The sequence below is a fragment of the Streptantibioticus ferralitis genome (genome assembly GCF_029223525.1).
In the GTDB taxonomy this organism is placed as follows: Bacteria; Actinomycetota; Actinomycetes; order Streptomycetales; family Streptomycetaceae; genus Streptantibioticus_A; species Streptantibioticus_A ferralitis.
The window spans coordinates 35,692-58,312 of the sequence record NZ_JARHTQ010000015.1 but is presented as its reverse complement, the minus strand read 5'-3'; the positions used below and the strand labels follow the sequence as shown (position 1 = coordinate 58,312).

General features: G+C 69.1%; 18 protein-coding genes, 1 tRNA gene and 1 pseudogene. 10 read left to right on the top strand and 10 right to left on the bottom strand.

Annotated features, from left to right (window positions below; translation table 11 throughout):
• Positions 1-21 precede the first annotated feature (21 nt).
• The 7 genes from P2L57_RS22290 to P2L57_RS22260 form a co-directional block, all read right to left on the bottom strand.
• Positions 22-870, bottom strand: coding sequence for a GP88 family protein (locus P2L57_RS22290; protein WP_275817273.1), 849 nt, complete (start codon positions 868-870; stop codon positions 22-24).
• Between the two features lie 78 nt (positions 871-948).
• Positions 949-2,871 (bottom strand): VirB4 family type IV secretion system protein, encoded by a 1,923-nt coding sequence (locus P2L57_RS22285; RefSeq protein WP_275817271.1) that lies wholly within the window; start codon positions 2,869-2,871, stop codon positions 949-951.
• Positions 2,868-3,998 (bottom strand): PrgI family mobile element protein, encoded by a 1,131-nt coding sequence (locus tag P2L57_RS22280; RefSeq protein WP_275817269.1) that lies wholly within the window; start codon positions 3,996-3,998, stop codon positions 2,868-2,870. The genes P2L57_RS22285 and P2L57_RS22280 overlap by 4 nt, the downstream gene beginning before the upstream one ends.
• Positions 3,995-5,863, bottom strand: coding sequence for a TrbL/VirB6 family protein (locus tag P2L57_RS22275; protein WP_275817267.1), 1,869 nt, complete (start codon positions 5,861-5,863; stop codon positions 3,995-3,997). Before P2L57_RS22275 ends, P2L57_RS22280 begins: the two co-directional genes overlap by 4 nt.
• A 56-nt stretch (positions 5,864-5,919) precedes the next feature.
• On the bottom strand, positions 5,920-6,330 hold the full coding sequence (locus tag P2L57_RS22270; RefSeq protein ID WP_275817265.1) for a pilin: 411 nt from the start codon (positions 6,328-6,330) through the stop codon (positions 5,920-5,922).
• Positions 6,321-7,334 carry a hypothetical protein gene (locus P2L57_RS22265; protein ID WP_275817263.1) on the bottom strand — a complete coding sequence of 338 codons (1,014 nt, stop codon included), beginning with the start codon at positions 7,332-7,334 and terminating at the stop codon, positions 6,321-6,323. The genes P2L57_RS22270 and P2L57_RS22265 overlap by 10 nt, the downstream gene beginning before the upstream one ends.
• Before the next feature lie 397 nt (positions 7,335-7,731).
• Entirely contained in the window at positions 7,732-7,935 is a 204-nt protein-coding gene (locus tag P2L57_RS22260; protein ID WP_275817261.1) for a hypothetical protein, read from the bottom strand.
• 197 nt (positions 7,936-8,132) lie between these two features.
• On the opposite strand from P2L57_RS22260, the gene P2L57_RS22255 reads away from it, so the two are divergent.
• From P2L57_RS22255 to P2L57_RS22240, 4 genes are read left to right on the top strand one after another with little or no spacing between them, the layout of a single operon-like run.
• Complete coding sequence (locus P2L57_RS22255) at positions 8,133-8,897, top strand: hypothetical protein (protein WP_275817259.1); 765 nt, start codon at positions 8,133-8,135, stop codon at positions 8,895-8,897.
• Entirely contained in the window at positions 8,894-9,799 is a 906-nt protein-coding gene (locus P2L57_RS22250) for a DNA methyltransferase (RefSeq protein WP_275817257.1), read from the top strand. The genes P2L57_RS22255 and P2L57_RS22250 overlap by 4 nt, the downstream gene beginning before the upstream one ends.
• Positions 9,796-11,067, top strand: a complete 1,272-nt coding sequence (locus tag P2L57_RS22245) for a DNA-methyltransferase (protein ID WP_275817255.1) — start codon at positions 9,796-9,798, stop codon at positions 11,065-11,067. The genes P2L57_RS22250 and P2L57_RS22245 overlap by 4 nt, the downstream gene beginning before the upstream one ends.
• The gene (locus tag P2L57_RS22240) at positions 11,064-12,233 is read left to right on the top strand and encodes a DNA-methyltransferase (protein ID WP_275817253.1); all 1,170 of its coding nucleotides are present in this window, start codon (positions 11,064-11,066) and stop codon (positions 12,231-12,233) included. The genes P2L57_RS22245 and P2L57_RS22240 overlap by 4 nt, the downstream gene beginning before the upstream one ends.
• Before the next feature lie 488 nt (positions 12,234-12,721).
• On the opposite strand, the gene P2L57_RS22235 is transcribed toward P2L57_RS22240, so the two are convergent.
• Positions 12,722-13,294, bottom strand: a complete 573-nt coding sequence (locus P2L57_RS22235) for a hypothetical protein (protein WP_275817251.1) — start codon at positions 13,292-13,294, stop codon at positions 12,722-12,724.
• On the opposite strand from P2L57_RS22235, the pseudogene P2L57_RS22230 reads away from it, so the two are divergent.
• Positions 13,250-13,726: pseudogene (locus tag P2L57_RS22230) on the top strand (recombinase family protein); the annotation flags it as partial. The gene P2L57_RS22235 and the pseudogene P2L57_RS22230 sit on opposite strands and share 45 nt — an antisense overlap.
• A gap of 288 nt (positions 13,727-14,014) precedes the next feature.
• Here P2L57_RS22230 and P2L57_RS22225 read toward each other — a convergent pair.
• Together P2L57_RS22225 and P2L57_RS22220 are read right to left on the bottom strand one after the other, a co-directional pair.
• The gene (locus P2L57_RS22225) at positions 14,015-14,374 is read right to left on the bottom strand and encodes a hypothetical protein (RefSeq protein WP_275817249.1); all 360 of its coding nucleotides are present in this window, start codon (positions 14,372-14,374) and stop codon (positions 14,015-14,017) included.
• Between the two features lie 184 nt (positions 14,375-14,558).
• Positions 14,559-14,631 (bottom strand) — tRNA-Arg (locus tag P2L57_RS22220).
• Between the two features lie 410 nt (positions 14,632-15,041).
• Here P2L57_RS22220 and P2L57_RS22215 point away from each other — a divergent pair.
• The 5 genes from P2L57_RS22215 (at position 15,042) to ettA (ending at position 22,606) form a co-directional block, all read left to right on the top strand.
• Positions 15,042-16,700, top strand: coding sequence for a dynamin family protein (locus tag P2L57_RS22215; protein ID WP_275817506.1), 1,659 nt, complete (start codon positions 15,042-15,044; stop codon positions 16,698-16,700).
• A 5-nt stretch (positions 16,701-16,705) separates the two neighbouring features.
• Positions 16,706-18,310: a GTPase gene (locus P2L57_RS22210; protein ID WP_308292501.1), complete on the top strand. Its 1,605-nt coding sequence runs from the start codon at positions 16,706-16,708 to the stop codon at positions 18,308-18,310.
• Between the two features lie 183 nt (positions 18,311-18,493).
• A complete protein-coding gene (ssb, locus tag P2L57_RS22205) occupies positions 18,494-19,009 on the top strand; it encodes a single-stranded DNA-binding protein (RefSeq protein WP_275817504.1) in 516 nt (171 codons plus the stop codon).
• Positions 19,010-19,328: 319 nt separating this feature from the next.
• Complete coding sequence (locus P2L57_RS22200) at positions 19,329-20,741, top strand: Cys-Gln thioester bond-forming surface protein (RefSeq protein ID WP_275817247.1); 1,413 nt, start codon at positions 19,329-19,331, stop codon at positions 20,739-20,741.
• A gap of 200 nt (positions 20,742-20,941) precedes the next feature.
• Positions 20,942-22,606 (top strand): energy-dependent translational throttle protein EttA, encoded by a 1,665-nt coding sequence (gene ettA, locus P2L57_RS22195; RefSeq protein WP_275817245.1) that lies wholly within the window; start codon positions 20,942-20,944, stop codon positions 22,604-22,606.
• The last annotated feature ends 15 nt before the right edge of the window (positions 22,607-22,621 follow it).

Sequence of the window (22,621 nt, the reverse complement as noted above, 5' to 3'; positions counted from 1 at the left end):
GATTTCTCAGCGAGAAAGCGGTCACGCGGCGCGGTCGTGCCGGTCGGCGGCCGGTGGACGGCGGGCGGCGGGTGAAGGGCGGCCAGCGCCGGTGACGAGCCGCAGGCCGCCGCGCCCATCTGCTCGGGAGCGCTCGGTGTGACGTTCGGCGTCGACCTCGGCTTGCCAAGAGCGGAAGGTTCGCCCACCCAGCCGTTTGAGGAAGTTCGGGATGCGGTTGGCCGGGATGCCGACCAAATGTGGGCCCAGCACGGCGAGAAGATCGCTGGCTTCCTGGGAGTACCACCCGGCCGCGGCGATCGCCTCCTCGTCGGGGAACACGTCCGCCACCCGATCGGTCTCTACGTTGAGTTCGGCGTCTTGGCTGCCGCCGAAGCTGTACACCCACAGGAAATTGGGCGGTGGATCAGGCTCTACGAGGCTGCGGAAGCGGATGACCTCTTTGGTGTAGGCGTAGAAATTGGTCTCCGGACGGGCGCGCATGATCCGAAGCCAGGCGAGCAGGTAGGCGTCGGAGAAGAAGTCGCCGCTGTCGTGGATCCGCACCCAGGTGCCGCGGAACTTGGTCGCACCGAGTTCTTCGGCCATGGCCTGTTCCCAACCGGGTAGGTCATCGAGGACGAACCGGAGATTCGCCTGGTGCTTGGCCTTCACGGTCGGCCACAGGTAGGTGCCGTGCCGGGCGTAGCACACGTGGCGGCAAATTCCAGCAGAAGGGCAGGTGTTGTAGGTTCGGCCATCGGGAAGGCGTCCAGCCCACGCGGGCAGGGTCCAATTCCACACGCCGATCGCGCGCATCTCCCGGTTCTGGGTCAGCAATCGCGAAGGTCGCCGTGGGAGTGGTGCCAGAGTCGATTCGGAAGGAGACATGGACCGCCCTTCGACGCAAAGAGCAGAAGAGTTCGGTGCCCCCTGTGAGACAGGGGCATGACGTACGTGGCGGGTGTATCAGGCCGCTTCGAGGTCGATCTGACCGTCCGGCTCGGAGTCGAAGTCATCTCCGGCCCACCCATCGCTCCCGAGGTCCACGAAGGAGTCCTCGGGGTCTGCCGTGGGATGGGATTCGGCGTAGGCGGCGAGTTCGGCGGGATTCGTGGTGACCAAGTAATGCTCGGCGGGGGACGCGATGCTCTGGAAAGCCACCCGTTGCGTGCCCGTGGACAGCAGCCCCTGGCCGCGGTCGGCTGAGAGCAGGAATTGCCGTTCACCCTCGGACAGGTTGAAGGTGCGGGTGATTTCGTCGATGGCTTGCGGTGCCTGGCGCAACAGGATTTGGGTTGCGGCATTGGCCACCACAGCTTTGCCCAAATCCGTGCCGAGAACATCGGCTGTGTCCTGGGTGGCGACGGTGAGGCCGGCCCAGTGTTTCCGGCTGGCTTTGGCCATGCGGAACAGGAAGTCGGCCCCGGCGCTCTGCTGCATCAGCAGCCACGCCTCGTCGACCGTGACCAGACGGGGCTTGCGCACCGCCGGATTGGAGACCCGCCGCCACACCGCGTCCAAGGTCAACAGCGTGCCGATGCCTTTGAGTTCGTCGGGCAGGTCGCGCAGGGAGTAGACCACCAGGTGGCCCTCGGGCCGAGTGCTGGTGGGACCTGCGAACAGGCCGGCGAACGCGCCGTGGACGAAGGGGTGCAGCCGGGCCGCGACCTGTTGAGCCGTGGCATCGGCGCAGGTCTCCAGCGCCTCGGCGAGGTCGGCGAGCAAGGGCGCGGGGCGGGTCCACGTGCGCGGGTCGGAGGTGATCCCGACGCGTTGGTAGGTAGCGGCGATCGCGCGGTCCAGCGCTGCGCGTTCCGCCGGGGCGAGCGGGGAGCCGAGCAGGACACCGATGACCGTGTGCAAGAACAGCGAGCGGCGGACCAGGGCGTCCTTCGGGGCGGTGCGGCGCCCATCGGGGCGGGTGTGGACGGGCAGGTCGAACGGGTTGAGACGGACGTCCTCGGCGCCGAGGTGGACGTAGGTGCCGCCGACGGCTGCGACCAGGCGGGCGTACTCGTCCTCCGGGTCGATGACGTGGTTCTCGATCCCGCGGTACAGCGAGCGCAGCAACTCCAGCTTGACCAGGTAGGACTTGCCGGCCCCGGAGCGGCCGAGGATGACCGCGTTGTGGTTGTCCAGGGCGAACCGGTCCCAATGCACGAGACCTTGGCTGCCGACGTTGTACCCGTACAGCACCCCGCTCGGGGCGGCGACCGACGTGGGGTCGGCCGGAGGGAGGTCGGGGCTGGTGAAGGGGAACGCGGCGGACAGGGCGGCGGTGTCGAAGGTGCGCCGCATCTTGATCAGGTCCAGGCCCATCGGCAGGCAGGTGACCCAGCCTTGCAGGCTGCGGTAGGTGGTCGGCTTGGCGTCCAGCAGCAAGCTCGCGGCCAGCGAGCGGACGGCGGCTACCTCGTCGGCCAACTCCTCGGTGCTGGAGGCGTGCACGGTCAGGTACAGGCCGAGGCGGAACAGCTTGCCCTCGCCGCGGGCCACCCGGGCGGACAGGTCGTAGGCGTCCTCGGTCGCGGCCTCCACCTGCGGATCGATCAGCCGGCCCTTCTCGTCGGCGTATCGGCGTCCGGACTCCAGCTTGGCCAGCTGCCGCTTGAGCCGGTTGGCCGCGGTGACCGGGTCGATCGGCTCGACGTGCAGCGCGACGTCCACCCGTCCCGGGTAGGTCAGCAACGGTTGCAGCCAGCCTGCACTGACCTCCCGGGGGAAGCCGGTGATCGCGAAGGAGGCTACGTGTTCGCCGCCGACTTCCAGATGCCGGGGCGCGACGGCGAGCGCATCGGGAGTGAATGCCCCGGCCCCGCCCACCGACGGCGCGGCCAGGCTCGGAGGCTGATCAGGAAGCGAGGATCGTGTGCGGCGGGGGCGTTTCACGTCGTGCGCCTCCTTCCGTGGGTGTCGTTCCAGGGCTCATCCGCCCAGCCTTGTTCGTCTCCCTGCTCGGCCCACGGCTCCTCGGATGCCGCTGTGGTGATCACCTCGTCGGCTCCGGCGAGGCGGGAGGACGGGGGGATGAGGCTGTCGGGGTTGCACGCCGCGGCGAGTACAGCGGTGGCCTGGCCGGGGTCCAGGGGGGTGACGATGATGTCCGCCGGGGACAGCAGTTCGCTGGCTTCGGCGAGTCGGCGGACCAGGCGTGCTTCGGCCGCCCGGCGGGTGGCGTGGTCGACGGGTTCGCCCTGCTGGTTGGCGGCGCGGCGCCGGGTGAGCGCGGAGAGGGGGGAGGCGCCACCGAGCCCGTCGACCGGGCCGGTGGCGTGGACGGGTTCGCGCAGGACGAGCAGGACTTGGCGGCGCAACAGGTCGGTGGTGCCGGTGAGCTGGTGCAGGTAGTCGGCGTGCTCGCCAGCCGCATGCTCCAGCGCGGGGTGTGGCAGGCCGGGAGCACACTGCCGCAGTTCGGCGATCTGCCCGGACAGATCGAGGCGTTCGGCCCTGATCAGGATCTGGACCGGTGCGGTGAGCGAGTGCAGGTACCGGCCGAACGCCGCTACCAGCCCTTCCTGTTCGGCGGGGGTGCGCAGCGCGAAGTTGACCGTGCTGCACACCGCCACGACGGCCAGTCCATCGCTGCCCAGGTCGATCACCCCGGCCTCGCTGATCTGCTCGGCCGGCAGCCGCAACGCCGCTGGCGAGATGGCCGCGTGCTCGCTCTGTTGGCCTGCGGTGACTCGGTTGACAAGCCACCCGGGGGCGGGGTGGATGCCTTCGGGAGCGGCCACCCGGTAGCGGGGGGCCACGCGTTGCCGGAGCGCGGCGAGCGCGAGCCGGTCCAGGGAGAGGCCGTCCCGCTGCCCCAGGGCCAGGACGGCGGCTGTGGCGCCGATGGGCAGTGCCACCACCGCGAAGACGGGCAGCGGCAGGAAGGCACGGGTGACCGACCAGCCCCCGTACAGCACGAGGCCGGTGACCGCCAGGATCAGCAGTTGTCGGGCGGTGAGGCTGGCCAGGACCCGGTCTTCCCGGTCGACGTCCGCGGGGATCCGCACCATCTGGCTCATCGCCGGTCACCTCCTTGCGAGTTCTGACCGCTCCGGGACGGTGGTGGTGGAGGCGTGCGCCTCCTGGGCGGGGTGCTGGCCGGTGGGGGTGAGCTGAAAGTTGTGGGAGCCGGTGGGTAGGTGCGGCGCACCGGCCGCGGGGTGCTGGTCGCCGCCGGAGGCTGGAAAGTGGCGGGAGCGGGAGGCTGGTTGGCCCGGCTCGGGTGGGGTGTCGGTTGCGGATTCGGCTGCCGGAACGTCGGCGGTCCGGGCGGCGTGGTGCGCCGCGGGGCTCGGGGCGGAGGCTGGGTGGTGCCGGGCGCCCGGAAGACCGGCTGCCCGGGTGGGCCACTCGGCCTGGGCGGTGGGGAGGCCGGCGGGACGCTGGGTCCGTTAGCCGGTGCTCCGGGGGCCTGGAAGACGGGCATGGGCGGCGGTCCGGCTGCCCGCCCGGTCGCTCGGTGGGCCGTGGGCGAGGGCGGGTTGGGCGAGATGAACAGCGGGGAGCCTGGCGGGCGCAGCGGCGTACGCGGTGTCCTCGGCGAGCCAGGTCGGGGCCCAGGCCGGGGACCCCTCCCGCCGCGCTGCGGTGGAGGCGGTCCCGAGGGTCGCGGGTTTCGGGAGGGTCGCGGGCGGGAGCCCTTGCCCGCCGCGCTGCGCAGGAGGCCGAACGTCTTGGCCATCACGACCGTGCGCACGAGGCTCCCGGCGAGCGAGCGCCTATTGCTGAGCCGGGTCGCGCTAAGGATCCAGAAGGGGATCTTGAACAGGATGTACATCAGCCCGAGCGCGACGAGGATGTTGACCAGCCCGTCCGGGGTGGGGCCGAGCAGGGTGAACCCGCCCGGCGCCAGGAACACCCGCAACGCGGTGATCAGCGCGACGGATTGGACGATCTGGATGGCCAGGACGCCGCCGAAGGACTTCCACCACCACCGCGCGATGCCGTCGGTCTGTGGCAGGGCGTGGCACATCAGCGCGATCGGTGCTCCGGCGATCAGCATGACGGTCAGGGCGACTCGTACGGCGTAGGTGACCAGGACCGCGACCAGCATCCCGGCCAACACGGCTCCGAGCAGGACCAGGTAGAAGCTGTTGTCGAGGGCGTTGAGCGGGTTGAGCACGATGTTCCGCAGCGTGATGGCGGCGCTGTTCTCGTCGACTCCGGGGCCCATGAGGGCCTGGGAGAGGGCGTTGGCGATCGTGATGGCCTGGCCCGCCAGGAACAGCGACATCGCAGCAGCGATGAAGCCCAAGGGGATCCGTGCGGCCATCTCCTTGATCGAGTAGCGGGTCTGAGCCGTCTCGTGCGCCATGACCACCACACCGGCGACCGTCACCAGAAGCGCGTAGCAGGCCATCGCGATGGCCCAGGAGTTGTTCCACAACTCCCCGATCCGCGGCAACGAGGCGGGTGTTGGGGTGGTCAGCAGCGTCTTGCCCAGCAGGTTCAGCAGAGGGTTGAGGGCAGCGACGACCACGCCCTTGAAGAAGGAGTTGATGGCCCCGGTGATCGCACCCGTGATCCATCCGGTGATCCCGCCGGCCCCGCTACCGGTGTTCGACGCGCTCGGCGAAGGCAGCGCGGTCGGCGACGGCGGCGATGAGGGCTTGGACGGGGCCGACGCTCCAGGGCGCGGATGGCAGGCCGAAGACGCACACGGGGACGCCGTGGTCGACGGCGCCGGTGTCGCCGGCGCGGACGCCGTCGGTGCGGGCCCCGGTGCGGGGGAAGGACGCGGGTCGGCCTGCGCGAGCACGACGGACGCCACGACGAGCACCAACCCGCCGAGGACGGCGATCGTGCGCCAGCGACGCCGCCCGCTGCCCCTCTGGGAGCGGCGAGCCCGCCGACCGGCTCCCCGCATCCCCGCGCCGTCCGCCATCGTGGGACGGGGCGGAGCCGGGTCAGGAAGCGAACGAGTGAAAACCGCGGTCGACATCAGGCCCCCACGATCCCCTTGAGGATCTGGACCACCAGCGGCGCCAGCGCAGCCAGCGCGTAACCCAAACCTGCGCTCTTGAACGCCGTCTTGGCCTTCTCGACCTCGCTGGGGTCGCCGCCCGCCATGACGTACCGGACCCCGCCAATGGACAAGAAGACGGTGGCCAGGCCCGCCAGGATGCCCATGATCCAGTTGCGGACGTTGTTGAGGACGTCATTGACCGAACCAGCCAGCGCCAGGGCCTGCACCGCTTCGGCGTGTGCCGCCGAAGCGGCGAACAGCGGCGCCAGGAGAGCAAGCCCGGCCAGCAGCAGCGACCGGCGCAGCCAGGGGACCGGTCGCCACCCGGTGACCGTCGCCCGGACGGTGGCGCGGCTGAGGCGGTGGGAGAGAGGTATCAGGCGCATCGGCGCACCTCCGAGGGCGGCGTGGACGTCGAGGCGGGCGTGGTGCTCCCGCACCTCAAAAGGCCGGATTCAAGCCCCTTTTTGGACACGCCGATCGAAGATTTCTCGGCCCGGTCCGACACGTCGCCGGCCGAAGGGGGCGTTACGGACTGTGACGGGGCGGGGTGCGTTGGACCGCTGGCGCGGTCGGAAGCGGGCCCGGCGTTCGACAGGCCGTCGATCGCGGAGGCGGCGACCGGGTCATCGGGGTCGACGTCGCGGGCCTCGTCGCGGAGGAAGGCGACGAGCCGGGCCTCGGCCCGTTGACGGACCTTGTAGGCGGCCCCCGGTGTGGTCTGGTGCCGGTCCGCCCAGTCGGCGATCGCCATGTCGTCGAGTCGGGTTGCGCCGATCAGGTCGGCCTCGGTCCGGGTCAGGACCAAGGAGCGGACCGCCTTGGCCAACACCAAGTCGGGGTGGCCCCACGGCGGTCGGGGCGCAGCGGAGCGGAATCCGGGTGCGACCGGAGTGGGAGCGTCCAGCGCTTCCGACAGCGCCGCGAACCCTTGGCGGTAGGCCGCCCACCGCAGCCGCACCAACACCCGCGGTCGGCCGAGATCGATGGTCGACAGCGCGCTCAGGAAGCCCGACAGGACCTCGGCGTGGACATCGAACGGATCACCAGGGAAGCGGGACGAGAGCCAGCGCGCCACACCGCTCAGCGCGGGCACCGCCATGCCCGCACACGCCAGCGTCCACGTCGCGCCCTCCTGGTGCGAACGGCGCACCAGGTGCGCCCACACGGTATCGCGCGTGGCACGCGGGCAGCGCCGCCGCAGCATCCGGTCCCGCAACTCATCGAGCGGGATCAGCCGGTTCGGCAGGCCGCGGAACTCGCGGCCGTCCAGGGACAGTGGGTTCGGCCCGGTCACCAGCAAGGTGAAGCACTCCCGCGCAACATCCAAAGGAAGTTCGCGTTCTGAGCCGTGGTCGTCGCTGCCGTTTGCGATGCGATGAACAACCATGATGTGGCGCCTCCTCGAACGGGGAAGAGATGGCGCCTCAAGCGAGCCAGGCCCACGACAAGAAAAGGCCAGGAAAAGAACAAGAGTTCTGCCTTGGTCGTTGGTCACCGCTACTAAAACACGCTTAAAAGTGTTGCTGCACAGTCGAGTTGGGTGATCGTTCCGTGGGTGTCGACCGGCGGTACGCGACCGGGCTTTAGTGGCGGCTTAGTAGCGTGTGACCTGCGCTTTTAGTTGTGATCTAGGTGAGTCTTAGTAGCCGCGCGTGCTGGTCGGCCGCATGCGGATGCTGCCTACCCCATGCCTTCCTGGTGCGTTCTCCATCTGGGTTCCGGAGTAGCCGGACGAAATCCAGCCGCCGTCTTTGGGGGGCGTTCCGGTTGTGGCATCTGGCGATTCAGAAATCCGGCGAGGTTTGGCCATGGGGATGGTGATCTGCCTTCTCCTGACTCTCGGTATATGCGCGGCAGGTTGCCCGGTCGGTAGGGGCGGCGTCTGAATCGCCGACCGTGCCATCGGGGGGCAGGCCATAAAAGATCTTGGCTTCGTCGTGTCCAAAACGGCGCCGAATCCCGGCCTTTTGAGGTGTCAGCTCGCGCAAGCGACAGCGCCTCGAAGGAGAACACGGTGTCCCTACCGCGCCACGCTCACCGCGCCGCCGAACCCGCCACGCCGAGCCCGCTGGCAGCCCGTCGCCCCGCGCTCAGCCACCCGCGCCGATCCGCCCGTCGGCGTACTGGCCAGCGTCCCAGCCGCCCGGCATCCGTCTGGCCGGTGGCACAAGACCATCATCCGGAGGTGAAGGCCCTGGCCTGGTTGCCGAACACCATCGACAAGATCGTCACCACCTACACCGCGCCGGGGGACAGTGTGCTGCTGCTCGCCGCCCCGACCCCCGACGGGGAGCCCGACGGCGAGTGCGGGCAAGCGACGACCGCCGGGCGATGCCAGTCGGTAAGCGGAATGCCGCCCGGACTGATCGACGCCGCTGAGACCGCAGCCCGACTCGGTCGGCCGACCGAGGTGCGCACTGCCGACCATGTCGCCGACGCCCGGCCGGCCGCCGCCCAGCCACCGGCCGCCCCTGAGTCGGCCGACCGACCCGCACGCCGGTCAGCCGACTCGCCACCGACCGCCCACCGACTCGCCACGCCCCCCGACCGGCCGACGGGGTCGGGCACCGACCCCGTCGAGGCGGTGATCGCGATCGTCGATCCACATGCCACCGACTGGATCCTCACCCTCCCCTGGCACGCACTTGTGACCCCGACCGGGATCCTCGCCTTCATCACCCACGGTGACCACGTCGACGGGCGGTGGACGGACCCCAGCAGTCTGCTGGCGCACACCGCGCGCCATGCCGGGCTGGCCGAAATCGATCGCATCGCGCTGCTCGAAGTCCCCATCCGCGACGGCGCACTGGCCAGCCCAGCCGCCAGTTGGGCCGCCATGACGCTGACGGCGCCCACCGGTGAACCGCGTCATGCCCGGGTCCACTCCGACCTGTTGATCTTCGCCCACCCCCAGCCCGAGGAACACGGCACGAAGGAAGGCAGCCGATGAGCCGCCCCGTGCAACCGAGGCCCCTGCCGCGCCCCGCTGCTTCGGTCTGGGCCACCGGCCAGCAGGACACCCAGACCCAGCTCGCCGAGGGCCACTACCTGCCCGACACCACGCGCGACGCCGCAGGTATGCCTCCGGCCATTGCCACCCACGCAGTCGCCGTGTACACCCGCCCCGGCGACACCGTCCTCGACCCGAACTGCGGGGCCGGGACGGTCCTGGTCGAAGCCCTCCGCGCAGGCCGCCACGCGGTCGGCATCACCAGCCACCGCCGGTGGTGGCCCATAGCCCGCGGCAACGTCACCACCGCCAAACGCGACGGCGCTACCACCGACGGCATGGTCCTCGACGGTCCGCCCACTCCCGCCGCCGCACGGCTGGCTGGGTTGACCGGCCACGTCGACCTGCTTCTCACCGCCTTGCGCTCTCCCTGTCCCGACCGCGCCGATCAGCCGCGCCCACCGGCAGACCCCGCAGACCGGTCGGTGACAGATCTGCGAGCAATCTTGCTCCAGTGCCGGCCGCTGCTACGCCCCGGCGGCCACGTCATCGTCACCGTCCACCACCAGCGCCACCGCGGCTACCTCCTCGACCTGGTCGGCGACGTTCTAGCCACCGGAAAAGCAGCCGGACTTCTGCCCACCGAGCGCTGCATAGCCCTCCTGGCCGAGCTGCGTGCCGACCGTCTCATCACGCACACCTCCTTGGCACAGCGCCGAGCCGCCGCCCGCAACCAACGCACCACCGGCCACCCGATCAGCCTGACCGCCCACCACGAGGCACTGATCTTCCGAGCCCCGGCCGAAGCCGCCCAAGCCGCCGCCCTCCACTGCCCGCCGCTGGCCCCACTGCCGCGCTACGAACGTGCCCACACCACTGCCGCGCAGAGGTGTGCCGCATGATCACGCCGTACTTCTCCTGCAAGGACGTCACCCTCTACACCGGCGACGCACGCGACGTCCTGAGTCAACTCCCCGACCGCAGCGTCGATTGCGTGGTCACCTCGCCCCCCTACTGGGGACTGCGCGACTACGGCACCGGGCGATGGATCGGCGGCAACCCGTCCTGCGCCCATTCGGCCGGTCGCGGCACCAACACCGCGCAGACCAAACACCCCAGCCTCGGATATCCGGCCTCGGCCGCCCACCGGGGAGGAAATCCGCGAACGTGCCAGCGCTGCGGAGCCATCCGCGAAGACCGGCAATACGGGCTGGAAGCCACCCCTGAGGAATACGTCGAAACCCTGCGCGTCGTCTTCACCGAACTCCACCGGATTCTCGTGGACACCGGCACGGTATGGCTGAACCTCGGCGACTCCTACAGCTCAACCCCACCCGGACACACCAACAATCCGATGCGCACCAGCACACTCACCAGTCGTGCCGCCGTCGCGCGCCTGCGGGATTCCGTCCAGCGCGCGGATGTGGACCGCACCAAGGCACTGCCCAGGAAGAACTTGATCGGCATGCCCTGGCGGGTGGCTTTCGCCCTCCAAAGCGACGGCTGGATCCTGCGGAACGCCATCGTGTGGCACAAGCCCAACGCCATGCCCGAATCAGTCCGGGACCGCCTATCCAGCCGCCACGAATTGCTGTTCCTCTTCGTCAAACAGCAACGCTACTTCTTCAACCTCGACCCCATCCGCGAACCCCTGGCACGCCCTGAAGTACTCACCGAAGGCCTCGTCATCGGCGGAGCGAACAAAGGCCGCCACGCCGGAATCGGCGCAACGGCCCGCCGCCGCGGCAACAGCATCTACGGAAACGGCAAGTACAGCAGCATCGCACCCTTCCTCGCGAAACTTCCCGGCGAAGCTCTGCGCCCCACCGGCGAACGCCACTCCGCAGCCAACGCCAACGGCAAGAACCCCGGCGACGTTTGGTCGCTTTCGACCCGCCCCCTCAAGGCCGCGCATTTCGCGACCTTCCCTGTGGACATCCCACTGCGGTGTATTGCGGCAGGGTGCCCGCCCAAGGGCGTCGTCCTCGATCCGTTCAGCGGCGCCGCAACCACCGGACTCGCCGCACGCCAATTGGAACGCTCCTACATCGGGGTCGACTTGAATTCCGCATTCCACGACATCGCCCTGAACCGCCTCGGCTTGCTTCCGAAGGAGAAAGCCCCCGGATACGGTCGGCCGCGCCGTAATGCAACGGGCAGGGTGGCATGAAGCAGCACCACACCAGGCCCATGGAGCCGGGACCGGCCACCGCCAATTCCATGCCCGCTACTCACAGCGGGGCCAGCCGCCAGCCGTTCTCGAACGACAGCAGCACAGTGAACCTGTTGACCGGCGACGCCGAGCAGGTCCTGGCGACCCTGCCGGCCAACTCGGCGGACTGCGTGGTCACCTCACCGCCGTACTGGCGCCTGCGGGATTACGCCACCGGAACCTGGAGCGGCGGGAGCCCCGACTGTCCGCACCCAGCGAACGCCGTCGTGAAAATCGCCGTCCAGACCGCGAACACTCCACGCTGTTGCACGAGTTGCGGAGCATCCTGGACCGACGGTCAGTATGGTCTCGAATCCACCGCGGACGCCTACGTCACCCAGCTGCGGAAAGTCTTCGCCGAGCTGAGACGCGTTCTGTCACCGACCGGGACCGCCTGGCTCAACCTCGGCGACAGCTACGCCACCAACAGCGACGGCTACTGGTGCACCCGCCCTGGCCAGTACCGCCAGCCCCGCTACCGGCCCGCAGCCGACGTCCCCCACAAGAACCTGCTGGGGATGCCCTGGCGCGTCGCCCTCGCCCTCCAAAGCGACGGCTGGATCCTGCGCAACGCCATCGTGTGGCACAAGGCCAACGCCGCGCCCTTCCCCGTCCGCGACCGGCTGAGCTGCCACTACGAGACGATCTTCCTGCTCGTTCAGCAGCCGTACTACTACTTCGACCTCGACCCGATCCGACAGCCCTACACCGGAGACCGGTCCCCGTCCCGCCGAGCCCACCGCGGCGGCAACAAGCCCCACACCGCCCGCGGCATCTGGCCGCCACCCGCAGACGACGACCGAGCCGTACGGACAGCGAGAGGCCGCAATCCCGGCGACGTGTGGTCCGTCCCTGTGACCCCTCGGCGGCACCAGGCACACCCGGCGGCGTTCCCCATCGAGATCCCCCGGCGCTGCATCGCCGCCGGGTGCCCACCGGGCGGGGTAGTCCTCGACCCATTCAGCGGCACCGGCACGACCGGCCTGGCAGCCCGCCAACTCGGCCGTTCCTACATCGGAATCGACCTCAACGCGGCTTTTCAGGCGGGCGCGACCGCCCGACTGGCGCGTCAAGTCTGCTGCCCCGGCGCGGCGACCCCCGTAGGGAAGGAGGAGACAGCGTGAAGCCCGCAGCTGCAAAGCAGCAACCCGCAGGATCTCCACCTCCACTGACGGAACTGGAACTGTATCGGGGCCTCCTTTTTCGCCTGTTCGGTGCTAGGCTCCCGGGCCCTCAAGAGGGCCTGACCAGCTGCTTTAGCTGCGGGGGGCGGCCCCTCGACGGACGTGTCCCGGTGCCAGCAGGGCGAGGCAACGGAGTCATGCGCGTGGGGGCACGCCCGTGCTGGACGGCTCCTGGCCCTCAGATGGTTACCCGAATACCGAGCGGGAGGGGCATAAGCCATGGCTGATAGCCCGGAGCGCCGGGACGAACACACTGGGCACCTCCTGCCGGACGAACCTCCCCGACTGTTGTTCGAGGTGAAGATCCTCGGAGGTGCCGAGGGCGAGCGGCTGCGCATAGAGCAAACTCGCGTCATTCGAGAGGTCATGGAATGGGTGATAGCCCAGAGGCGATCCGAGCTTGGGCAGAGCAACGCCGCATAGGCGGATCACGCAGGCGGTACGGCTCGGCAGAGCCAGAGGTGAACCCCGAGGACCAGTTGATCCTCGTCGCGTTTGCGGGGCGCACCTCCACAGACGACCAGCAGGACCCAACCCTGTCCTTGCCGCGCCAACTGCGCAACAGCCAGAAGGTGCTCCCCGACAATGCCGTGATCGTCGCACACTTCTACGACATCGAATCCGGCCGCATGGACCTGGCCGCCCGAGGCCGTGGCCATGCGCACGAGCAATTCCAGATCCCGATCCCGCGGGACGGAGGCATCCAGGACCTGCTGAACGAGGCAGCTCGCCCGGACCGCCGCTTCAATGTGGTGATCTGCGAGTCCATCGAGCGGATCTCCCGGCGCACCTACTTCTCCACCGAGATCGAGCACCGCCTTGAGCAGGCCGGGGTGCTCCTCCTCGCCTCCGACGAGCCGATCAACCTCGACGCCGGCGCGCGCAAGGCCCGCACGGCAACGCAAATCCTGACGCGACGGGTTAAGCAGGGTGTGGCCGAGTGGTACGTCACGGAGATGCTGGAGAAGTCCTGGGCGGGCTTCGAAGTCCACACCGAGCACGGCTACAACATCGGTAAGGCATGCTACGGCTACCGCGCCAAGCCTGTGCCTCACCCTGTACCGGCCAAGCGAGCGAAGGGCGTCAAGAAGACACTGCTCGAAGTCCACCCGGTCGAGGGCCTCGTGGTGCGCAAGTTGTTCGGCTGGCGAGTCGTCGAGCGTCTGGGTTACCAGGCGATCGCGGACCGCCTGAACCTCGACCTGATCATCAACCCGCCACCCACGCCTATCCGGGCTGAGATGACCGTGGGGCGCTGGACCTACTCCAATGTCCGCGACATCATCACCAACCCGAAGTACACCGGTCATATGGTCTGGAACCGGAGGGCCCGCAAGGGCAACGGCAGGAACCGTCCCAATCCGGTCGAAGAGTGGATCTGGTCTCCCGAGCCTGTCCACGAGGCATTGGTCGACCTAGAGACATTCGTACAAGCCCAGCAGGTCAGCGAACTGAGGGAGCGCTCCCGAAGCGCCGCCGTAACGAACAGGCACCCCCAGACCAAGCGGACGTACCGGCTGCGCAGCTACCTGTTCTGCACGCTGTGCGGCCGTCGCTTCTACGGCAAGACCAGCAAGAAGGTCAGCTACTACGTCTGCGCCCCGAAGAAGAGCTACCGACCTGATGGACACCCCGCGAGCGTTTGGGTGCCCGAGGCAGGCATGGTCGAAGGGCTGAACGACTTCCTGGCAACCCGCGTCTTCGGCGAGTACCGCCAAGAACTACTCGACACCAACCTCGAGACCCTTGACACGGTCCAGCGACAGGAACGGGCGGAGCGCATCGCCTCCCTGCATCGGGCCATCGCAGAGGACAACACCAAGAGCAAGCGCCTCGTCCGAAACCTGGAGCTGGTGGAGCAGCCTGACCAAGAGTTCATCCGCGACATCAACGAGCGTCGGGCCGAGCTGCGCAAGCACCGCATCGGTCTGGAGCAGCAGCTCGCCAGGCTCGAAGATGAGGTGCAGCAGGCTCCGAACCCCGACTTGCTGAGCCGCTTGCCGATCACTCCTGTCGACCTGACGAAGATGCCGGACGAGCTGTGCCGCCAGCTGTTCGAAGCGCTCCGGCTGGAGATCCACTACGACAGGACCACAAACCTGGCCACCTGCCGCATCACCCTGACTGGCGAAACAATTCCGGCCGTGAGCCAGACCACGAGCGAGGCGGTGGTCGTCCCCTTCCAGCGAGGTCGTACGTCCCACGAGCACAAGGAGAGCAAGATGACGACGGAGCGTTACCGACCGACGGCATCCTTCTGTGTAGTGCCCCCGGCAGGACTCGAACCTGCGGCCAAGCGCTTAGAAGGCGCCTGCTCTATCCACTGAGCTACGGGGGCCGGGTTGCGGCCGCGGCTGTGTCCGTCCCCGGTGTGCCTGCGGTTCCGACCGTGCTGGCCGTGGTCTGGCGGGCTCGGTGGTTCCGTGACCTTGCCGGGGACAAGGATAGAGGGCTGCGGACCTCATACCGGTTGCTTCACGTCCGAGACACGTTGTGTAGGTTCGGTGAAGCGATCTGATAATCGCAGGCTAGTCCGAATCTTGCAGCGTTTTTTACGCCACGCGTGGCGGGTGTTGTGCACTCGTTATCCCGGCGCCCCAGGTGTCACTTGCGTGTCGGGGCTCGGCTGGGTGGGTCGAAGAAGGCGGACAGGGGCAAGATACGCTTCAAAAAGCGACCAAAATTGGGCATTCTTCGCATGTGGCGATCCTCGACGTACAGCCTGGACTGATCGAAGCGCTGTCGGTAATGCGCGACCACGTCGACGCCGCGCGTTTTCCGTTGCCGCTGCCAGGGGCGCCGCGTGCCCGGCGTACTCGGCAGGAACTGCTGGCCCAGTTGGACGACTACCTGATGCCGCGGCTTCGCGCGCCTGAGGCGCCGTTGCTTGCCGTTGTCGGAGGGTCGACCGGGGCTGGGAAGTCGACGCTGGTCAATTCACTTGTGGGGCGACGGGTGAGTGAGGCGGGGGTGTTGCGGCCTACTACCCGCACTCCCGTCCTCGTATGCCATCCCCGGGACCGCGCATGGTTCGCTGATCCGCGGATTCTGCCGGGGTTCGCGCGGGAGAGTGTCGCCGGCCTGCCTCGGCAGGACTGCTGGGAGCTGGACGCGGGGCGGCCCGCGAGACCTCGCCATGGCGCGGGCCACCGCGAAGGACGGTTCGAGGACGCCACGGGCGGAACGCACCGTGGTTCCCTGGCGGACGACGCCGAGTTGCCGTGTCTTCGGCTGGAGGTCGCCGACGCTCTGCCGCCGGGCCTCGCGCTGCTTGACGCGCCCGACGTCGACTCGCTCGTCGCCGCCAACCGCGAACTGGCCGCCCAACTGCTCTGCGCCGCCGACATCTGGATCCTCGTCACCACCGCCGCCCGCTACGCGGACGCGGTTCCCTGGCATCTGCTGCGTTCGGCCAAGGAGTACGACGTGGCGCTGGGCACCGTGCTGGACCGGGTGCCGCACCAGATCGCGGACGAGGTCTCCCGGCACTACGCCGCGCTGTTGACCAAGGCCGGACTCGGCGACGTACCCCGGTTCACGGTTCCCGAACTCCCCGAATCGGCTGACGGCGGCGGGCTGCTGCCGCGTACCGCCGTACACGAACTGCGCGAATGGCTGCGGCACTGTGCGGATGATGCCGCCACCCGCGGTGCGGCGGCGCGCCGCACCGCCACCGGCGTCCTGACCTCGCTGCGCAAACGGATGCCCGCGCTCGCCGGGGCGTCCGCGGCGCAACACGCCGCCGTCGTACGGCTCACCGGCCATGTGGCCGGAGCGTACCGCTGCGCCGCGGAGCGGGTCACCGAAGCCGTGGAGCGCGGTGAGGTGCTCTGCGGAGCGGCACTCGCGCGCTGGCGCGGGTATCCGGCCAGCGGGCCCGAGGCGTTGCAGTCCGCGTTGGCTGACGGGTGCGCCGCCCTGCTGCGTACGGCGGTCGACCTGGCCGATGAGACCGCGGCGGAGCGGTGGCGGCTCGACCCGGCGGATGTGGTCTTCCCCAGGCCGCAGGACGGGTCCGCGGGCGGAGGCGATATGGCGGAACGTATCGCCGGGGCGGTGCGGCGTTGGCGCACCGCGCTCACCGACCTCGCGTACGAGGAAGTGCGTTTCGCCCGCGATGGCGAGCGAGCGCCCGCCGACCCCGAGGACATCGCCGCGTTGCTCGGTGTCGCGCTACTGGGCGGACGGCGCGGCCGGGGTGCGGGAGAGCAACTGGCCGAGCGGCTCGGCGCGCTCGCCGCCTTGCGGATGCGCGACCGCGCGGCGGACGAACTCAGCGCCATGGTCGACGAGTTGCTGCGGGCCGAACGTGAACTCCGACTCGCCCCGCTCGACGCCCTGGATGTGTCGCCGCGCCAGCAGGCAACCCTCATCGCCACGTTCTCCGTACTGCAGAAGGTGAGCTGACCATCGTGCGAGCGGCTGTTGGAAACTCCGGCGACCTGCTGCAACAGCGGGTCGACGCACTGGGCGAGCTGCTGGGTCTGTCCCGTACCCGGGTCGAGGCGGACGCGCTGGCCGACGCGGGCGCGGTCCTGGACCGGGCGGCGGAACGGCGCAGGCTCTCCCTGAGCCATACGGTCGTCGCGCTCGCCGGGGCCACCGGCAGCGGTAAGTCATCGCTGTTCAACGCCCTGACCGGGCTGGATCTCGCCGAGGTCGGGGTACGGCGGCCGACCACCGCTTCACCGCTTGCGTATGTTTGGGATTCGCATGGCGCAGAACCGCTGCTCGACCGCCTGGGGATCCCGCACAACTCCCGCTTCGCACGCCGCAGTCTGCTCGACGGTGTCCATACGCGGCTGGGGATGGACGGGGCGCGCGACGACGCGGTGGAGGGCCTGGTGCTTCTCGACCTGCCCGACCACGACTCGGCCGCGTTTGGCCACCGCAACCAGGTGGACCGGCTGTTGGAACTGGTCGACGTCGTGGTGTGGGTGCTCGATCCGGAGAAGTACGCGGACGCCGTGCTGCACGAGCGCTATCTGCGGCCGATGGCCGGGCACGCCGACGTCACACTTGTCGTGCTGAACCAGGTGGACCGGCTCCCGGCGTACGCCGCCGAGCAGGTGTTGGACGACCTGCGCAGGCTGTTGGACGAGGACGGCATCGCGGTGGGCGAGCATGGCGAGGCGGGGGCGGTCGTGCTGGCCGCCTCGGCGCTCACCGGTGAGGGCGTCGGCGAGGTACGGGCGGTGATCGGGCAGCTGGTCGCCGAACGCGGTGCCGCCAACCGCCGGTTGGCGGCGGATGTCGAGCAGGCTGCGGAGCGGCTGCGGCCGATGTACATCGGTGATGGCACGGCCGGATTGACGGATCGGGCATGTGAGGCGTTCGCGGACCAGCTGGCGGACGCGGTGGGCGCCGCCGCGGTGGGGCAGGCGGCGGAACGGCAGTGGAGCACGGCCGCCGGGCGCGCTTGCGGGCTGCCGTGGCCGCGGGCACGTCGACGCGGGCAGGTGGCGCAGGGGGCCGCCGGGTGGCGTGAGGAGCCACCGCTGGCGGCGCGACCGGTGGTGGCGGAGGCGGTACGAGCCGTCGCCGACGCGGCGGCGGAAGGACTGCCGGAGCCCTGGGCACAGGCGGTACGCGAGGCCGCGCGACGGGGGGCGCGGGGCTTGTCCGAAGCGCTGGATGAGGCGGCGGCCCGGGCGGAGGAAGCGGAATGGGAACGTCCGAAGTGGTGGTCCATCGCCGCGGCGGTGCAGCGGATGCTGCTGGTCCTCGCGGTGACCGGGGCGCTGGGGCTGGTGACGAGCGCGTCGTGGGCGCGTGGGGTTCCGGTGTGGATTCCCCTGCTGGTCTTGGCGGTTGGCGCGTTCGGCGGGCCGGTGCTGACGTGGATGTGCCGGGTCGGGGGGCGGGGGCCCGCGCGGCGGTTCGGGCGGTGTACGGAAGCCCGGCTGCGGGACGCCGCGGCCGACTGCGGCCGGGCGCTGGTACTTGAGCCGCTGGCCGCCGAGTTGCTGCGGTACCGCGAGGTACGGGAGCGGTATGGGGTGGTGGCGGGGCGCTGACGAGGGGGGCGGCGCGGTCGCTTCCGGTGCGTGGGAAGCGGTGAACCACACGTTCGGGTGGGCGAGTTATCCACAATCGGCGGGGGGTCCACAGATTTCACGCCGCCGCGGCACACCCCTTCCGGCCGGGTGCACGCTGTCCTCAACGACTCGGCAGATGAAGGGGAGGGCAGGACCATGAACATGGGCGAGACGCTGGTGACGGTGGTCGGCAACGCCGCGACGCGGCCGGAGTTGAAGGTGACGGCGACCGGGGCGTCGGTGACACGGTTCCGGCTGGCGACGACGGAGCGGCGCTACGACCGCGCGGGGGAGCGCTGGACCGACGGCCATTCGAGCTTCTACACCGTCTGGGCGTGGCGGTCGTTGGCCGAGAACGTGGCGGCGTCGGTGGGGGTCGGTGAACCCCTGGTCGTGCGGGGGCGGCTACGGGTGCGGGAGCGGGAGGACAAGGGGCGCAGCTTCGTTTCGGCGGACATTGACGCGGTGACGGTCGGTCATGACCTCAGTCGGGGGACGTCGGCATTCCGACGGGTGGTCAAGGCCCGCCCGGAGTCGGCGGAACAGCGGCCGGAATCCGCTACGGAGCCAGCGGCGGCGGCCCAGGAACAAGCCCCAGCCGAAGCCGCGCAGGCCGGAGCCGCGCAGGCCGAAGCCGTGCAGGCCGGAGCGGCGCAGCTTGAGCTCGCACCGTTCTGAACGTCCGGATCAGCGGCTTCGGTATGGTTCGCACCTTTCACTGCCAGATAAAGCAGTGAAGGCGGGAGCGTGGAATTTTGCAGCTATTCGCCATAATTCTAGGGAAATAGCTGTAGTGAAGTCGGCTGGCCGATTTATCGATAATTCCAGGAGCATGCGTGATTTGGATAACGATTCAGATTCGGATCGGTTATCGAATGGGATTAGCGGTGGTGCCGGTGCGCTTGGTTCCTAGGATCCGTCGAGTAGCCACGGGGGATCGGATCTGGCTGGCGAGACGGGCCCCTTGACACTTCTGTCTCGCCCGGAGGGGAAATCCATGTTCACTGTAGGGAGGCGGCGTGCTGCCCGCCTTGCCGCCGCTGTGCTGGCATCCGGCCTGGTAGCAGCGGGTTCGATCGTCGGCGCGGGGTCGGCGGTCGCGGATGGTTCCGACCCGGCTGCCGGCGGCGCCACCGCCACGCTTGGCAATCTCAAGACCTACGACTCGGCCACCATCCACGAGAACGGCCACGACCAGCAGGTCGGCGCCGGCCTGTTCGAGATGTCGGTCAACGACGGCGGCTCCATCCAGACGTACTGCATCGACATCCACAACCCCACGCAGGACAGCGCCAAATACCAGGAGGTCTCCTGGGGTGCCTCCTCGCTGGGCGCCAACCCGGGCGCGGGCAAGATCAAGTGGATCCTGCAGAACTCCTACCCGCAGGTGAACGACCTCACCGCGCTGGCGAAGAAGGCGGGCGCCGGGTCGCTCTCGCCGCAGCTCGCCGCCGCCGGTACGCAGGTCGCCATCTGGCGGTACTCGGACCACATGAACACCGCGTCGTCGTCGGTCACCGCGAACAACCCCGACGCGGAGAAGCTGGCCGACTACCTCTACAACAGCGCGCAGAGCAGCGCCGAGCCGCAGGCGTCGCTGACCCTGACGCCGCCCGCCGTCTCCGGTAAGTCCGGCAACCGCATCGGCCCGGTCACCGTGCACACCGACGCCAGCACCGCGCAGGTCAGCCTGGCCCCGCAGGGTGCGGCCACCGGCGTGAAGGTGGTCGACAAGAACGGCAAGTCGGTCACCACCGCGACCGACGGCTCGCAGCTGTACTTCAACGTTCCGGCCGGTACGGCGGACGGCAACGCCGCACTGACCGTGCAGGCGACCACCAAGGTCCCGGTCGGCCGCGTCTTCACCGGCGTGGGCCAGTACAAGGTGAGCCAGGTCCAGATCCTGGCCGGTTCCAGCGACAGCACGGTTACCGCGCAGGCCACCGCCACCTGGGCCAAGCAGGGCGCGATCCCGGCGCTGTCCGCCATGGTCGACTGCGCCAAGGGCGGCGTGGACGTCACCGCCACCAACAAGGGCGACGAGGCCTTCACCTTCCAGCTCGCGGGCAAGGAGTACACGGTCGGCGCGGGCAAGGCGCAGACCATCACCGTGCCGGTGAAGGAGGGCCAGAGCTACAAGATCAGCATTAGCGGCCCGAAGGGCTTCTCGAAGACCTTCAGCGGCATCCTCAACTGCAAGACCGCCGGTAGCGGCGGCGGCTCCTCGCCATCTCCGGCGCCCAGCTCGTCCTCGACGGGCGGCACGTCGACCGGTGGCAGCAACCTCGCCGAGACCGGTAGCAGCAACGCCACCCCGTACATCGCGGGTGCGGCTGTCGCGCTCGTCGTGATCGGCGGCGGCACCGTCTTCTTCCTCCGCAAGCGGAAGTCGACTCCGGCCGGCCAGTGAGTATTGACCGGTAACCCGGTCCCGTAAGCCGGGCCCCGGCACACGAAAGGTGTGCCGGGGCTTTCGGCGTTCAGCCCCCGGATACCGCGGGCCTCGCGGCGGCGGCCACCCCGCCGCCCGGATCGGGTTTCCGTCGTCCGGGCCGCGTACGGCAAGATGGGGTGTATCTGCCCACTCCCAGATCTGCCGGACGGTTTCTGTTGGCTGAGTACATCTACACCATGCGCAAGGCGCGTAAGGCGCACGGCGACAAGGTGATCCTCGACGATGTGACCCTGAGCTTCCTGCCCGGAGCGAAGATCGGCGTCGTGGGCCCGAACGGGGCCGGTAAGTCGACCGTGCTCAAGATCATGGCCGGTCTTGAGCAGCCCTCCAACGGCGATGCGTTCCTCTCGCCCGGGTACTCGGTCGGCATGCTGCTCCAGGAGCCGCCGCTGGACGAGTCCAAGACCGTGCTGGAGAACGTCCAGGACGGCGTGGCCGAGACCAAGGCCAAGCTCGACCGGTTCAACGAGATCGCCGAGCTGATGGCCACCGACTACTCCGACGAGCTGCTGGAGGAGATGGGCAAGCTCCAGGAGCAGCTCGACCACTCGAACGCCTGGGACCTCGACGCCCAGCTTGAGCAGGCCATGGACGCGCTGGGCTGCCCGCCCGGTGACTGGCCGGTCACCAACCTCTCCGGTGGTGAGAAGCGCCGGGTCGCGCTCTGCAAGCTGCTGCTGGAGGCGCCCGACCTGCTGCTGCTCGACGAGCCCACCAACCACCTGGACGCCGAGTCCGTGCAGTGGCTGGAGCAGCACCTGGCCAAGTACGCCGGCACCGTCGTCGCCGTCACCCACGACCGGTACTTCCTGGACAACGTCGCCGAGTGGATCCTTGAGCTCGACCGCGGCCGTGCCCACCCGTACGAGGGCAACTACTCCACGTACCTGGAGAAGAAGGCGTCCCGCCTCAAGGTCGAGGGCCAGAAGGACGCCAAGCGGCAGAAGCGCCTCAAGGAGGAGCTGGAGTGGGTCCGCTCCAACGCCAAGGGGCGGCAGGCCAAGTCCAAGGCGCGTCTGGCGCGTTACGAGGAGATGGCCGCCGAGGCCGACAAGATGCGGAAGCTGGACTTCGAGGAGATCCAGATCCCGCCGGGCCCGCGACTGGGCAGTGTCGTGGTCGAGGTGAACAACCTCTCCAAGGCGTTCGGTGACAAGGTCCTCATCGACGATCTGTCGTTCACACTGCCGCGCAACGGCATCGTCGGCATCATCGGTCCGAACGGCGCGGGCAAGACCACCCTGTTCAAGATGATCCAGGGCCTGGAGACCCCCGACTCCGGTGAGATCAAGGTCGGTGAGACGGTCAAGATCTCCTACGTCGACCAGAGCCGCGCCAACATCGACCCGAAGAAGACGCTGTGGGCCGTCGTCTCCGACGAGCTGGACTACATCAACGTCGGCCAGGTCGAGATGCCGTCTCGCGCCTATGTGTCCGCGTTCGGCTTCAAGGGCCCGGACCAGCAGAAGCCCGCGGGCGTGCTCTCCGGCGGTGAGCGCAACCGCCTCAACCTCGCGCTCACCCTCAAGCAGGGCGGCAACCTGCTGCTGCTCGACGAGCCGACCAACGACCTCGACGTCGAGACGCTCTCCTCGCTGGAGAACGCGCTGCTGGAGTTCCCGGGCGCCGCGGTGGTCGTCTCCCACGACCGCTGGTTCCTGGACCGGATCGCCACCCACATCCTCGCCTACGAGGGCAACTCCAGGTGGTTCTGGTTCGAGGGCAACTTCGAGTCGTACGAGAAGAACAAGATCGAGCGGCTCGGCGCGGAGGCGGCTCGTCCGCACCGTGCCACCTACAAGAAGCTCACCCGGGGCTGAGGGACGGACTGGGGG

Excerpts from the sequence above, each read along its gene's own strand:
- P2L57_RS22290 (WP_275817273.1), bottom strand. The coding sequence starts at position 870 with ATGTCTCCTTCCGAATCGACTCTGGCACCACTCCCACGGCGACCTTCG.
- P2L57_RS22280 (WP_275817269.1), bottom strand. The coding sequence starts at position 3,998 with ATGAGCCAGATGGTGCGGATCCCCGCGGACGTCGACCGGGAAGACCGG.
- P2L57_RS22275 (WP_275817267.1), bottom strand. The coding sequence starts at position 5,863 with ATGGCGGACGGCGCGGGGATGCGGGGAGCCGGTCGGCGGGCTCGCCGC.
- P2L57_RS22270 (WP_275817265.1), bottom strand. The coding sequence starts at position 6,330 with ATGCGCCTGATACCTCTCTCCCACCGCCTCAGCCGCGCCACCGTCCGG.
- P2L57_RS22265 (WP_275817263.1), bottom strand. The coding sequence starts at position 7,334 with ATGGTTGTTCATCGCATCGCAAACGGCAGCGACGACCACGGCTCAGAA.
- P2L57_RS22250 (WP_275817257.1), top strand. The coding sequence starts at position 8,894 with ATGAGCCGCCCCGTGCAACCGAGGCCCCTGCCGCGCCCCGCTGCTTCG.
- P2L57_RS22245 (WP_275817255.1), top strand. The coding sequence starts at position 9,796 with ATGATCACGCCGTACTTCTCCTGCAAGGACGTCACCCTCTACACCGGC.
- P2L57_RS22240 (WP_275817253.1), top strand. The coding sequence starts at position 11,064 with ATGAAGCAGCACCACACCAGGCCCATGGAGCCGGGACCGGCCACCGCC.
- P2L57_RS22215 (WP_275817506.1), top strand. The coding sequence starts at position 15,042 with ATGCGCGACCACGTCGACGCCGCGCGTTTTCCGTTGCCGCTGCCAGGG.
- ssb (WP_275817504.1), top strand. The coding sequence starts at position 18,494 with ATGGGCGAGACGCTGGTGACGGTGGTCGGCAACGCCGCGACGCGGCCG.
- P2L57_RS22200 (WP_275817247.1), top strand. The coding sequence starts at position 19,329 with ATGTTCACTGTAGGGAGGCGGCGTGCTGCCCGCCTTGCCGCCGCTGTG.